At 38.8% G+C, this 14,404-nt stretch carries 12 protein-coding genes and 1 other annotated feature; of the genes, 11 read left to right on the forward strand and 1 reads right to left on the reverse strand.

Annotation, left to right across the window (positions count from 1 at the left end; all coding sequences use genetic code 11):
- Positions 1-55 precede the first annotated feature (55 nt).
- Positions 56-709: a PAQR family membrane homeostasis protein TrhA gene (gene trhA / locus AC1VS3_RS10895; protein WP_008688711.1), complete on the reverse strand. Its 654-nt coding sequence runs from the start codon at positions 707-709 to the stop codon at positions 56-58.
- A gap of 285 nt (positions 710-994) precedes the next feature.
- Here trhA and AC1VS3_RS10900 point away from each other — a divergent pair, with 285 nt between their 5' ends.
- The 11 genes from AC1VS3_RS10900 to AC1VS3_RS10950 all read left to right on the forward strand — a co-directional run bounded on the left by AC1VS3_RS10900 (position 995) and on the right by AC1VS3_RS10950 (position 14,320).
- On the forward strand, positions 995-3,925 hold the full coding sequence (locus AC1VS3_RS10900; RefSeq protein ID WP_008688710.1) for a chromosome segregation protein SMC: 2,931 nt from the start codon (positions 995-997) through the stop codon (positions 3,923-3,925).
- Entirely contained in the window at positions 3,925-4,893 is a 969-nt protein-coding gene (gene ftsY, locus AC1VS3_RS10905; RefSeq protein ID WP_008688709.1) for a signal recognition particle-docking protein FtsY, read from the forward strand. Before AC1VS3_RS10900 ends, ftsY begins: the two co-directional genes overlap by 1 nt.
- Complete coding sequence (gene ylxM, locus AC1VS3_RS10910) at positions 4,890-5,207, forward strand: YlxM family DNA-binding protein (protein WP_008688708.1); 318 nt, start codon at positions 4,890-4,892, stop codon at positions 5,205-5,207. Before ftsY ends, ylxM begins: the two co-directional genes overlap by 4 nt.
- A gap of 16 nt (positions 5,208-5,223) precedes the next feature.
- Positions 5,224-6,420 (forward strand): acetate/propionate family kinase, encoded by a 1,197-nt coding sequence (locus tag AC1VS3_RS10915; RefSeq protein WP_008688707.1) that lies wholly within the window; start codon positions 5,224-5,226, stop codon positions 6,418-6,420.
- Between the two features lies 1 nt (position 6,421).
- Positions 6,422-7,372: a DHH family phosphoesterase gene (locus AC1VS3_RS10920; RefSeq protein WP_008688706.1), complete on the forward strand. Its 951-nt coding sequence runs from the start codon at positions 6,422-6,424 to the stop codon at positions 7,370-7,372.
- Between the two features lie 320 nt (positions 7,373-7,692).
- Positions 7,693-10,776, forward strand: a complete 3,084-nt coding sequence (gene dnaE, locus AC1VS3_RS10925; RefSeq protein WP_008688705.1) for a DNA polymerase III subunit alpha — start codon at positions 7,693-7,695, stop codon at positions 10,774-10,776.
- Between the two features lie 245 nt (positions 10,777-11,021).
- Positions 11,022-11,096 (forward strand) — a sequence feature (ribosomal protein L21 leader region).
- Positions 11,097-11,108: 12 nt separating this feature from the next.
- A complete protein-coding gene (gene rplU / locus AC1VS3_RS10930) occupies positions 11,109-11,420 on the forward strand; it encodes a 50S ribosomal protein L21 (protein WP_008688704.1) in 312 nt (103 codons plus the stop codon).
- Positions 11,421-11,424: 4 nt separating this feature from the next.
- Positions 11,425-11,742 carry a ribosomal-processing cysteine protease Prp gene (locus AC1VS3_RS10935; RefSeq protein WP_008688703.1) on the forward strand — a complete coding sequence of 106 codons (318 nt, stop codon included), beginning with the start codon at positions 11,425-11,427 and terminating at the stop codon, positions 11,740-11,742.
- 2 nt (positions 11,743-11,744) lie between these two features.
- A complete protein-coding gene (gene rpmA, locus AC1VS3_RS10940; protein ID WP_008688701.1) occupies positions 11,745-12,029 on the forward strand; it encodes a 50S ribosomal protein L27 in 285 nt (94 codons plus the stop codon).
- Between the two features lie 74 nt (positions 12,030-12,103).
- A complete protein-coding gene (gene obgE, locus AC1VS3_RS10945; RefSeq protein ID WP_008688699.1) occupies positions 12,104-13,393 on the forward strand; it encodes a GTPase ObgE in 1,290 nt (429 codons plus the stop codon).
- Between the two features lie 171 nt (positions 13,394-13,564).
- Positions 13,565-14,320, forward strand: coding sequence for an exodeoxyribonuclease III (locus AC1VS3_RS10950; RefSeq protein WP_008688697.1), 756 nt, complete (start codon positions 13,565-13,567; stop codon positions 14,318-14,320).
- Positions 14,321-14,404 lie beyond the last annotated feature (84 nt).

Raw genomic sequence — 14,404 nt, forward strand, 5'->3', positions numbered from 1 at the left:
AGAGGTGTAACCTCATAGACTTGTCAATTCAGTCTATTTCGTTACAGCCTCTTTCCTACATAATAAAGACAATTGCTATGAAATGCAAAATACTGGCGATATTAATACAAATATGCCAATAAGAATGAAAATATTTATGTTGTGGTTTGCCATAAAAGAAGGCGCCAATGGTATACATGATACCGCCAGCTACGATCAACCCTAGAAAGAGTGGCGTTACATTCTGGATGATTGCAGGCATAAATAAGAGTGCTGTCCATCCCATAATCATATAAATCGTCATAGACAATTTCGGATAAGATTTTGAGGATAATGCTTTTAATAAGACACCGCCGATGACGGCACACCATTCAATACAAAGAATGGCAATACATTCCCAACCGCCGATGACACATAAAGCAATAGGGGTATAACTACCGGCAATCGCAAAATAAATGCAGATATGATCTAGCTTACGGAAAACATATTTATGATCGCTACCAAAAGGCATACAGTGATATAAGGTAGAAACGATAAACATCAAAAACAAACAAACTATGAAAATGGAAACACCTGTCGAACGCAAGGTTCCACCAAGTTCATATGAGTATACAGCTGCGGCAGGAAGAGCGATAAGACAAAGCAATGCCATGATTCCATGGGTCACACAATTGGCAACTTCTTCTCCTAATCCCAGTTTATACATATCACGCATGGATTTTTCTTCCATGAATGCATCACCTCCCATGAAGTTGTTACCTATTGTAGCACAATTGTATAAAAAGCTCAACGAAGGTTGTCGAAGAAATATTTATTTAGCGCTCATATAAAGAAGTGTCCTCTATATGAAACACATTTCCGTAAGAGTGCTGATTGAAAAAATGTGGGAATCTTAAAATATCTTGTAAGACATGGGAAAAATCATGATATAATAGAAAACGGTATAAAAAGCAGATTCGTATTTTAGTAATGATTATTTATCAGACAATACGTGACTTTTTGAATGGAGGCACCTATGTTTTTAAAACGAATAGATCTGCAGGGATTTAAATCCTTTGCGGATAAATCCATCATCACCTTTGATTCTGATGTCATTGGTATCGTAGGGCCAAATGGCTGCGGAAAAAGTAATATCAATGATGCCATTCGCTGGGTGTTGGGGGAGCAAAGCGTAAAATCACTGCGTGGGACCAGTATGAGCGATGTTATCTTTAATGGCTCAACAGAACGAAAACCGGTAAATATGGCTGAAGTGACCTTGGTCTTCGATAATTCGCGTCACATTATGAATGTCGATTTTGAAGAGGTTGAGGTTACCCGTCGTTTGCATCGTCAAAGCGGTGAAGGCGAATATTTCATCAATAAGACACCATGCCGTTTAAAAGATATCGTTAATCTTGTGATGGATACTGGATTAGGAAGAGATTCTTTATCTATCATATCACAGGGAAATATTTCAGCTTTTGCGGATGCAAAGCCTGAAGAGCGAAGAGCTTTATTTGAAGAGGCAGCCGGTGTGGCTAAGTATAAGAAACGTAAAAATGAATCGTTAGGCAAATTAAATCGAACACAGGAAAATCTGTCTCGTTTAGAAGATATCATTATGGAATTGGAACGTCAGGTGAATCCTTTAAAGCGGCAGGCAAAGAAAGCGAATATTTATATTGAGAAAAAAAGTGAACTAGAAAAGATTGAGGTTAGTGTGTTAGTGGATGAGATTGAAAAACTGCACACGCAGATGGAAGAGCTGAAAAAGAAATCTTTTGATTTAGACACACAAAAAGCGATGCATGAGACAACGATTTCCGTAGAAGATAATCAAAATAGTGAATTACGGAATGAGATGTATCAGTTGGATCGTGAAATCACCAAATTACAGGAAACTTTTACGAAATTAAGTGAAGATGCCCGTATGTTGGAAACGCGGAAGATCGAAATGGATGAAAAGCGTAAATATGCGTTGGAATTTGCCAGTAATGCAGAGAAAGCGAAAGAATTAAAAGCAATGATGGAAGAGGCTCATTATGAATATGAGGATCGTTCTCGCCGTTTACAAGACTTGGAAACGGATATGGCATTGCGTAAGGAAGAAATGACGAAATGTGATAATGATATTTCTTATTGTTTGCAGGAAAATCAACAGGCGAATGCCATCTTGAATCGCTTGCAGAATCGTAAGGATGTATTAGAAAATTTAGCGCGTCAGCCATTTAATCATCAACAGGCGGTCAAGGCAGTACTAGATGCAAATTTAAATGGTATCTTAGGGGTAGTATCCCAACTGTTTAAACCGCAGATGAATTATGAAACGGCAATTTCAAATTCATTGGCTGGAGCAATGTATCATATTGTAACAAAAGATGAGGCATCTGCGCGGCATGCAATTTCTTTTTTGAAAAAAAATCAGTCAGGTAGAGCAACCTTTTTACCTTTAACTGTCATGAAACCACGCTATATGAATAAAGAACATCGCATGTTGGCTGAAAACTGTGAAGGATTCTTAGGAATCGCGAGTGAATTTGTTGAAAATGAAGAACGGTTTAACACCTTGCGAGATGCATTGTTTGGGAATGTCATTGTGGTGGACCAACTGGTGAATGCGAATGAGATTGCCAAGGTGTTGCGCTATGGCTATAAGATTGTAACGCTTGAAGGAGATATCGTTAATAAAGGGGGAAGTATGACAGGTGGACGTACTCGTAATCAAGCAACTCCTTTAACGATACAAAAAGAATTGAATCAGGTGTTGCAAAGCCTAGATGGTCAAAGCATGAAAGTAGATGGCTTAAAGAATCAGCTAACAGCTTTGCAAAGCAAAAAAGAACGCTTGCGTACCGATTTTGTGCAGATGCAGATATCCAGTGCGCAGCTAGATCCTATCGTTAAGGCAAAATGGGCGAAATATGATCGTTTAAAGGCGGATTACGAGCAAATTGCCCCGCAGGAAGATTTAGCAGATAGTGCGCTGATGGAAGATGATATCGTCGTCAAGCTTTCCGCGGTGCATTCTAAGATTGATGATATTACCTCACAGATGAAGAGCAAACGTGAACGTCGTTTAAAAGCCGGAAACGAAGTGGAACGTAAGGATGGACAGATTCGCCAATTACGTCGAGAGCTTAATGTGTTACAGAATGAAATGCGCGAAGTAGAAGTCGCACAAGCTAAAGCTGAAACACGGTTAGAAACAAGTATGGAGCGTTTGAGTTCTACTTATGAAATGACGTTTGAATATGCGCAGAGCATGAAATTAGATACAGATATGGAGGAAGCTCGCAGACGTGTTGTCGTGTTGCGCCAGGAAATTGCGGCGTTAGGAAATGTAAATTTAGATGCGCCGAAAGAATATGAAGAGGTGAGTGAACGCTTTACCTTTTTATCGAAACAGCGCGAAGATTTATTGGCGGCAAAGGATAAGATTCTTACCGCAATCGATGAGATGGATGAAATCATGATCAAACAGTTTAAAGAGATGTTTGATAAGATCAATGCGCAGTTAAATGATGTTTTCCGAGCCTTGTTTGGCGGTGGTAAAGCTAGATTGTTCATGGTGGATCCACAGGATGTGTTAAATACCGGCATCGATATTGATGTCCAGCCTCCAGGAAAGACCGTACAAAATATTCGCCTTTTCTCTGGTGGTGAAAAGAGTTTGATTGCGATCTGTGTGCTCTTTTCTATCCTAAAGGCGAGAACGATGCCACTGTGCATCTTTGATGAGGTAGAAGCTGCTCTTGATCAGGCGAATGTTGAACGATTTGCCAAATACATTGGGCAATTCCGAGGAGAGAGTCAGTTTATCGTAGTGACTCATCGTCCGGGAACAATGGCGCAATGTGATGCATTATATGGGGTTACCATGCAACAAAATGGTGTGTCGCAGCTGTTAAAAGTTAAGCTGCAGGATGCAATTCATATGATTGATAAAGAAGAGGTGAGTGCATAATGGGAATTTTATCAAAATTAAAAAATACATTTTCATCCAAGAAGGATGGTGATCGCTATCTAAGTGGTTTAAATAAATCAAAAAAATCGTTTTCTGAACGTATTCGCCGTTTAGCAGTGGGATTTGCTGGTGTTGATGAAGCGTTCTTAGAAGAATTGATGATTGTCTTGCTAGAGGCAGATATCGGTATAAAAACAGCTCAGAAAATTGTTGATGAAGTAGAAAATCGTGCAATGGATCGGAAATTGAAGAAATTTAATGAAATCACCGATTGTCTGATTGAAGTTATGCGAGATATGTATTGTGCAAAAGAGGACGCTCCTTTTCATAAAAATACAGATGGTCCTACGGTGATCTTAATGGTTGGTGTAAATGGCAGTGGGAAAACAACCACCACGGCTAAACTGACCAAACGTTTTCAAGAAGAAGGAAGTAGTGTTGCTTTGGCGGCAGCGGATACATTCCGCGCAGGAGCGATAGATCAATTGGCAACCTGGGCCCAACGCTTAGATGTGCCTTGTATCAAGGGACGCGAAGGCGGAGATCCAAGTGCAGCTTTAGTGGATGCGTGTCGCTATGTGAAAGAACATCAGATTGACTATTTGATTGGAGATACAGCAGGAAGATTGCAGAATAAGGCGAATTTAATGAAAGAGCTGGAGAAAATGCGCCGTGTTATTGAACGTGAAATTCCTGGTGCGCCGCATGAAGTATGGTTGGTGTTGGATGCAACAACCGGACAAAATGGTATCTCACAGGCACAGATTTTCTTAGAAACGACCAATGTGACAGGGATTATCTTGACGAAACTTGATGGTACGGCAAAAGGTGGCATTGTCATTGCGATACGTGAACAATTAGGTCTGCCTGTAAAATATATCGGTTTAGGAGAAACGGTGGATGATCTTCGTCCGTTCGATATTGATTCTTACTTATATAGCATGTGTGAAGGATTATTAGAAGAATGATCGAAAAAACCGAAGAGATGAACGCACTGCTTGATTTTTATGAAACACTTTTAACCGAGAAACAAGCAGAAGTGATGAAATTATATTATCAAGAAGATTTTTCACTTTCGGAAATTGCGGAAACGTTAGCGATTTCGCGCTCAGCAGTAAGTGATCATATGAAACGCAGTTCTTTGATCTTACAGGAGTATGAGAAAAAACTTCATCTTGTGCAAAATTATGAAACAAGAATCAAAATCTATGATAAAATAAAAGCAGTCGGTGATGCAGAAATCTGTACACTGGTTGAGGAATTAGAAAAATTGGAAAATTAGCAGGAGGAAAGCAGAAATGTCTAAAATTATTTCAGTGAACGCAGGTAGTTCATCATTAAAATTCCAGTTGTTTGAAATGCCATCTGAGACGGTATTAACGAGTGGTATCGTCGAAAAAATCGGTTTTGAAGATGCGATGTTTACCATTAAAGTAGATGGTGAGAAAATTAAAAAAACATTGCCTATCCCAGATCATACAAAAGCAGTGGCTTTATTGTTGGAAGCTTTGGTAGAATATAAGATTGTCAATAGCTTAGATGAAATCGTTGGCGCAGGTCATCGTGCTGTACATGGTGGAGAAATCTTTAAAGAAAGTGTACCTGTAACAGATGATGTAGTTGCTAAATTTGCATCTTTAAATGACTTAGCACCATTACATAACCCAGCTGGTTTAGTTGGTTATAACGCATTTAAAGAAAACCTGCCAAGCTGTAAACATGTGTTCGTTTTTGATACGGCATTCCATCAGACAATGCCAAAAGAAAGCTATATTTATGCATTGCCAATGCGTTATTATGATGAATATAAGATCCGTCGTTATGGTTTCCACGGAACTTCTCATAAATATGTATCCTTACGTTGTGCAGAATTAATGAACAAGGATGTGAAGGATACAAAGATCATTACTTGTCATTTAGGAAATGGCGCATCGATTACTGCTGTAGATGGTGGAAAATCTATTAATACATCCATGGGCTTTACGCCATTGGCTGGTGTGATGATGGGAACACGCTGCGGTGATATTGATCCTGCTATCGTTACGTATGTCATGAAAAAAGAAGGATTAACTCCTGATGAAATGGATACGGTTATGAATAAGCAATCAGGTATGCTAGGCGTTTCGGGCATTAGTTCTGATGCACGTGATATTGAAGATGCTTGCAAGGAAGGCAATGAAAGTGCCATCTTAACAACGGAAGTATATGTGAATCGTGTTATCAATACAGTAGGTGGCTATTATGCACAGCTTGGTGGTGCGGATGCTATCGTCTTTACTGGTGGTATTGGAGAAAATGATACGAATATTCGCCGTTTGGTATGCGAACGTTTGAAGGATGCATTTGGTATCGTCTTAGATGAAGAATTGAATGCAAAAAGCCGTGGAAAAGAGCTATTATTATCAAAACCAGAAAGTAAGGTTCAGGTGTGGTTGATTCCTACTAATGAAGAACTGATGATTGCGCGTGATACCTTTGCATTGTTAGGTGAATAAGATGTATCAAGCACTGTTTGATTTAGTTGAGCAATATGACATTATCACGATATATCGTCATGTTTCTCCAGACAGTGATGCCTTGGGTTCACAGTTTGGTCTCAAACAGTGGATTCAAGATACATATCCCAAAAAGCAGGTATATGCTTTAGGGTCGAGTGGAAGCGGTTCACGTGACGGCAATTTTCCCGCAATGGATGTTGTAGATGATGAAACAATAACACAGAGTCTCGCTATTATCTTGGATACGGCGAATAGTGCCCGTGTGGATGATGAACGCTTTCTAAACGCTGCCTATCGATTGAAAATAGACCATCATATTTATGTCGAAACATTTGCCGATGTAGAAATTATTCAGGATCTGAAAGGTGCTACATGTGAAATATTAGCAGATATGTTTATGCAAAAAGGTATTCGTATATCTGCACTGTGTGCACAATATTTATATGGTGGTTTAATTGCTGACACTTTACGTTTTTCTATTTCAACCATGACACCAGATACGTTCCACGTGGCTGCTTATTTATTAACATGTGGTGTGGATGTAGCTAAGGCAAATGAAGACAATTTTTCGACAAGTCTGCGTCTATATCGTTATGAAAATTATATTCGTGCGAATTGCAGTGTCTTAGAAGAGAAATTAGCCTATATGATCGTATCCAAAGAAGATTACGAGCATTATGGACTGACGTTTGATGAGGCGAAGGAAAAAGTATTTGTTATGGGCGGTGTACAGGAATTTGAAGCATGGGCCTTATTTATTGAAAAAGAACGAGATGCTGATGGTAACGCAATCTATAATGGTAGCCTGCGCTCTCGCCAAAAAACGATCAATGATATTGCCAATACTTATCATGGTGGCGGACATCGCTTTGCCTGTGGGGTTAAGGGATTAAAGAAGGATGACATTAATCGCTTATTACAGGACTTATTAAAACGCATTGATGAATAAATAAAAAGTCTTGAAACTGTTGTTATGTAGTAGTATAACGATAGTTATAAGACTTTTTTCATGTTTTCTGTACTTTAGAAACTATTTAACTACCATTTTATGAGTGAACTTATGATGAAATTCCCTGCCAAATGAAAAGGTAGAGATAAGTATGTGTATTCCTTACGTTATAAAGACGTAGTATGTGCATACATGTAATGAAAAGGAAATCTAAAAGGTTAGAAAAATGATATTCTCAATGTAATCTTTAGGAAATCTGTGGAAGAGGTTCAAGTTTTCTTTTATACATGATAAAATATAAGAATGAAAGAGGTGATGTCATGAGTGTACATCTGCATGTGCGCAGCTGTTATACCTTGCTGCAAAGTACGATGACCATACAAAAGATCGTTGACAGTGCTAAGCGGTATGGCTATCATGCGGTAGCACTTTGTGACAAAGAAGTTATGCATGGAGCCATGGCCTTTTATCATATGGCTAAGAAAGCTGATATTCAGCCAATCTTTGGTATGGAAGTAGAGGTGGCTGAAGAAGAGGGAATATTTGGCTTTATACTATTGGCCAAAAATGATGATGGTTATCAAGCGTTGATGAAATTATCTACAATGCTAAATACAAAAGAACGGAAAGAACAGTTAACAATGGAAGAGTTGTTAACGTATACGAAAGATTGTGTCGTCTTAACAAATGGTGACCAAAATCAGATGGAAACATATCTCATAAAAGAAGAGATGGAACATTTGGCAGCCTTTTTGCAACGGTGTAAGGAAAGTTTCGCGACTTTCTATGTAGCAATCTCTCGTAACGACAGCCCGTTATTACGACAAAAGAACCGACTTTTAAAAGCATTATGTCAACAGATGCAAATACCAACGACGGCTTTATCTCGTATATATTTTGATGAAGCGAAAGGTGAAGAAAGCTATAAAACACTATGTGCTATCAACCAAGGGGTATCTTTAGATGATAAGATGCTGAATTATAGCCCAAAGCGATATTTCCGCTCGAAAGAAGAAATGGTAGAACTATACGATGAAGATGATCTGGCAGCCAGTGATAAAATTGCTCAGATGTGTCATGTTGAAATGAAATTTCCAAAGGCCATTTTACCTAAATTCAAAAATCGTTATGGTATGAGCAGTGAGGAATTCTTACGCAGGCTTTGTCATAAAGGACTTGAGAAAAGGATGCAATATCAGAAAATCCCATCTGTTTATGAGCAGCGTCTGCGTTATGAATTGGATGTTATCATTTCTATGGGATATGCAGATTACTTTTTAATAGTCTGGGATTTTATCCGTTTTGCAAAAACGCAAGATATTTACATTGGGCCAGGCCGTGGCAGTGCTGCCGGTTCATTAGTCGCCTATTGTTTAGGAATTACTCATGCCGATCCGATTCGCTACCATTTGTTGTTTGAGCGTTTTTTAAACCCTGAACGTGTTTCTATGCCGGATATCGATACCGATTTTCCAGATGATCGAAGAGATGAAGTGATCGCCTATGTGCATGATTTATACGGAGAACATCATGTGTCACATATTATTACATTTAATACCTTGGCTGCAAAACAGGTACTTCGCGATGTAGGAAAAGCGATGCAAGTTGCCCCAAGACAGATTGATTTGTTATGTAAATTAGTACCAAATCGGCCCAAAGTAACTTTACAGGATGCTTATCAGGAACGTGTGAAATTCAAACAAATGATCAACAGCGGTGAACAAATGCGGAAGCTGTTTGCCATTGCTTTGCAATTGGAAGGTTTGCCGCGTCACTCCTCTTTGCATGCTGCCGGTATAATTTTAAGCAATGAGGATATTTCTAATGTTTGTCCATTAATTGATGTAGATGAAGGAATGTGTGCCACACAATTCACGATGGAGTACTTGGAAGAATTGGGACTTATCAAAATGGACTTTCTGGGATTGCGTAATCTGACCATTATTGATGAAATTGTCCATCAGATTAATGCGAAAGAGAAACGTTTAGATATCATGCATATCCCTTTAGACGATGCGAAAACGTATCAGCTCATTCGATCAGTAGATACGGTCGGAGTCTTTCAATTAGAAAGTGAAGGGATGAAAAATTTAATCCGTAAGATGAAACCGACTTGTTTTGAAGATATTGTGGCTACGGTAGCACTTTTTCGACCTGGACCGATGGAAAATATACCTCGCTATTTGGAATGTCGTACACATCCTGAAAAAGTAGATTATCTACATCCTGATTTAAAGTCGATTTTAGAAAACACTTATGGCGTTATGATTTATCAGGAACAGGTCATGCAGATTGCTCAAACAATGGCTGGCTTCTCACTTGGCAAAGCGGATAACTTGCGAAAGGCGATATCAAAGAAAAAAGGTAAGGAATTACAAAGTTTACGAGAAGATTTTGTCGAAGGTGCTAAACAAAAAGGTTATGAAGAGAGCTTGGCAATACGTGTCTATGAATTGATCATGAAATTTGCGAATTATGGTTTTAATCGTTCACATTCTGTTGCTTATGGTATGATTGCTTATCAGATGGCGTATTTGAAAGCCAATGCACCTTTGTACTTCTTTACCGCTTTGTTGAATAGTGTGATAGGTTCAGAAACTAAGACGAGTGAATATGTTTTTGAAGCAAGAAAACGACATATTGAAATATTGTTGCCATCAGTAAATCAAAGCAGCAACCAGTATGAAATAGAAGGCAATGCATTGCGCTTTCCTCTTGTTGGTATTAAAGGTATTGGCAATGCGGTATCTAATGTCCTAATTGAAGAACGTCAAAAACGTGGGAACTTCAAAGATTTCTTTGATTTTGTGGCGCGTATGGAAGGGCAAAAGCTTGGTAAAAAAACAATGGAAATGCTGATATTTGCCGGGGCATTGGACGAATTCAAGATCAATCGCAGTTCTTTGTTAGCATCTTTAGATGATGCAATACGTTATGGAGATCTGGTGAAGATTGAGGATCAAGATCAAATATTATTTGATTTTGAATTAGTAAGCAAGCCGGCATTAACTTCTTTAAAAGAAAATGCGGCACAGCGCGCTGAACGTGAAAAAGAGATGCTAGGCTTTTACTTATCTGCTCATCCGATTACGGCATTGCGTGATAAAATGCAGCAAGGTTTGGTGCCTTTAATTGCATTGACCTCACATTTGCATTCTTATGTGAAATTCATTTGTATGGTTGAGCGTACCAAACAGTTCCGTACAAAGAATGGTCATTTAATGATGTTTGTGGTAGGAGCTGATGAAACAGGGAAGTTTGATTTGGTTTGTATGCCAAATATTTATGAACTACATGCTGATGATCTAATCAAGGGGAATTATCTGTATGTGGAAGGAGTTGTTGATAAAGAAACCTCCTGCTTGGTCAAGAAACTAACACGTATACAGAAGGATGAGGAATAAGGCTAGCTTCATTCGTTAGGAAGTAAAGGATTGGCGATACAGAAGTAAACGCAATGTTTATTATGTTTGTTAAAAAAGATTGCAACTATTGTAGAATTATCTCAAAATGGATTGCATGCGTATTAACATCGTCATATCGAATTGATAAGTAAAGAATGAAAGAAAAAATTAGGAAGGCATGAAAGAAAAAAACTCTTGTTAATTATTAGAGTTTATGATAACATATCTATGTTGTATGTCCTCTTTTGGATTTACAACCGCTCAAAACAGGGTTTAAGCATGAGAAATCATCACCTTGCATGGCGAGTCTTAAACAAGAAGGAGGTGCGATTATGTACGCAATTATTGAAACAGGCGGAAAACAGATCCGTGTAGAAGAAGGTGCAACAATCTTCGTTGAAAAATTGGATGTAGCTGAAGGAGAAACAGTAGTATTTGACAAAGTTGTCGCTTACTGCAACCGTGCACTGCGCGTTGGTACTCCATATGTAAAAGGTGTAAAGGTGAATGCTAAAGTTGAAAAACAGGGCAAAGCTAAGAAAATCATCATTTACAAGTACAAAGCAAAAAAAGGAAGCTCTCATCGCAAACAGGGTCACCGTCAGCCATATACAAAATTAACAATCGAATCTATCGAGGCTTAAGAATATGGTAAACGTCGAGGTTAAACGACAGTCGGATTTTCTACAGGAAGTGCTGATTCATAATCATGCAGAATATGGCGAACATGGTCAAGATCTTGTATGTGCCGGAGTTAGTTCTATCGCGGTAGGAATGCTGAATGTTTTGGACCAAATGACGAAACATGACGTGTGCGAACTTGTCATGAAAGAAGCATATGTAAAAATCAGTTTAAAACAGAGAGATGAAACGGCAGAGCTTTTACTAGAAGCGATGCTGATTCAATTAAAAACTCTGGAAGAAAATTATCATAACTATATTTCAATACATGATCAGGAGGTGTGAGTATGAAATTCGTATTAGATATTCAGTTGTTTGCATCTAAAAAAGGTGTTGGTTCTACAAAGAACGGTCGTGACTCTGAGTCAAAACGTCTTGGCGCAAAATTAGCTGATGGACAATACTGCCACGCAGGTTCTATCATTTATCGTCAGCGCGGAACGAAAATTCACCCAGGTACAAACGTTGGGAGAGGTGGAGATGATACCTTATTTGCAAAAGTAAATGGTATCGTAAAATTCGAGCGTTTAGGTAAAGATAAGAAAAAAGTATCAGTTTACCCACAGGCTTAAGAATAAAAAATCCCCACATGGGGATTTTATTTTTGAATAAAGTTTGTTTAAAAAATAGATAAGGAGGTGTGCAAATGTTTGTAGACCGTGTAAAAGTACATGTAAAAGCGGGAAAAGGCGGTGATGGTATCGTTGCTTTCCGTAGAGAAAAATATGTTGCCTATGGTGGGCCAAGCGGTGGTGATGGCGGTGATGGCGGTGATGTTGTCTTCATGGTAGATGAAGGGAAAACAACATTGTTAGATCTTCGTTATAACCAAAAGATTGCGGCTGAGCCAGGTGGCAAGGGAAAAACAAAGAAAATGCATGGAGCACGAGGTGCGGATTGTGTTGTTAAAGTTCCATTAGGAACGATTGTAAAAGATATGAAGAGTGGTAGGATCATTGCTGATCTGACCCATAAAGGACAACGAGAGGTTATTGCCAAAGGTGGTAAAAAGGGCAAAGGAAATTTTCATTTTAAATCAAGTAAAAATACGGCTCCTCAATATGCAGAACTAGGTGCGCCAGGAGAAGAATTAGATATCCAAGTAGAATTAAAGGTGCTAGCCGATGTTGGTTTGGTCGGTTTTCCATCTGTAGGAAAATCAACACTCTTATCCGTTGTATCAAAGGCACGTCCAGAGATTGCAGAGTATCACTTTACGACCTTAGCTCCGAATTTAGGCATGGTTCAAGTACCGGATGGACGTAGTTTTGTTATGGCAGATTTGCCGGGCTTGATTGAAGGTGCAAGTGAAGGTAAAGGATTGGGGCATCAATTCTTGCGTCATATTGAACGTTGTCGCGTGATTATCCATGTAGTTGATATGGGCAGCCATGATGGCCGTGATCCGCTAGAAGATTATAAGATCATAAATGAAGAGTTAGCAAACTATGAATATCGTTTGATGGAACGTCCTCAGATTGTTTTGGCGAATAAGATGGATCTAGAGAAAGCAAAAGAAAATCTAGAACGTTTTAAAAAGGCCTATCCTGAGGTAGAAGTTTTTGAAACGACGACGATTATCGCGGAAGGTTTGGAGCCGGTATTATATCGGGCAGCTGATTTATTAGAAACTACACCACAATTTCCATTATTCAATGATGCAGAAGTGGATGAGGAAGCCGAAGGTGTCTTATATAAATTTGAACCCGAAAAACCAGCGTACGAAATTCGCAATCTTGGAAATGGTGATTGGGAAATCGTTGGTGATGAGATTGAACGAAGCTTTAAGATGAGCAAACTGGATAATGAAGAAGATTTCATGCGTTTTGCGCGTAAGATGCGTAAGATGGGGATTGACCAGGCATTGCGTGATGCGGGATGTCAGGACGGCGATACCGTTGTCATCTGTAATATTGAATTTGAATTTATGGAATAAACAGAATGTCGGTGATGATCTGCAGACTTTCATGTCTTGCTACATCACTGACTTTTTCATATGAAAGAAAATATATTTAGGTAACATGGAAACGCAAGATGTTTGGTTAAACTACTAGTAATTTTCTATGAAATCCGTTATCATAATGCTATGTGATGGAGGTAGATGTTTATGAAGATGGTATCATGGAATGTCAATGGAATCCGTGCCTGTATGACAAAGGGCTTTATGGATTTCTTTCAAGAAATAGATGCAGATATTTTTTGTATTCAAGAAACGAAGATGCAACCGGGGCAATTGGATATTGTAACACCCGGATATTATCAATATATGAACAGTGCAGATAAAAAAGGATATAGTGGAACAATGGTGTTTACCAAAGAAAAGCCAATAGCGGTGACCTATGATCTGGGTATTGATGAACATGATCATGAAGGACGTGTCATTACCTGTGAATATGAAAACTTTTATCTGGTTTGTGTGTATACACCGAATTCAAAAGATGGTTTATTGCGTTTGGACTATCGTATGCAATGGGAAGATGATTTCCGCGCATATCTGAATGCATTAAAGGAAAAGAAAAGTGTGATTGTTTGTGGCGATTTGAATGTAGCACATAAGGAAATCGACTTAAAAAATCCAAAGACCAATCGTCGCAATGCCGGTTTTACTGATGAAGAACGAGCGAAGATGACAACGCTTCAACAGAGTGGCTTCATCGATTCTTTCCGTTATTTATATCCAGAGCAGGAAGGCATATATTCATGGTGGAGCTATCGCTTTAAAGCGCGCGAGAAAAATGCCGGATGGCGCATTGATTACTTTTTAGTGAGTGAAGATGCCAAAGATAAGATACAGGAAGCAAGTATTCATACAGATGTATTTGGCTCTGATCATTGTCCGGTTTCACTTGACATTGACTTTTAAAAGTTCGTACGAAAGTACGGCTTTTTTTATATGTGTGGCGGGCATGCCACATATCTAGGGTGAAAATCCCTCGGGGCGTAGTTA

It is taken from the genome of Longicatena sp. (assembly GCF_982403165.1).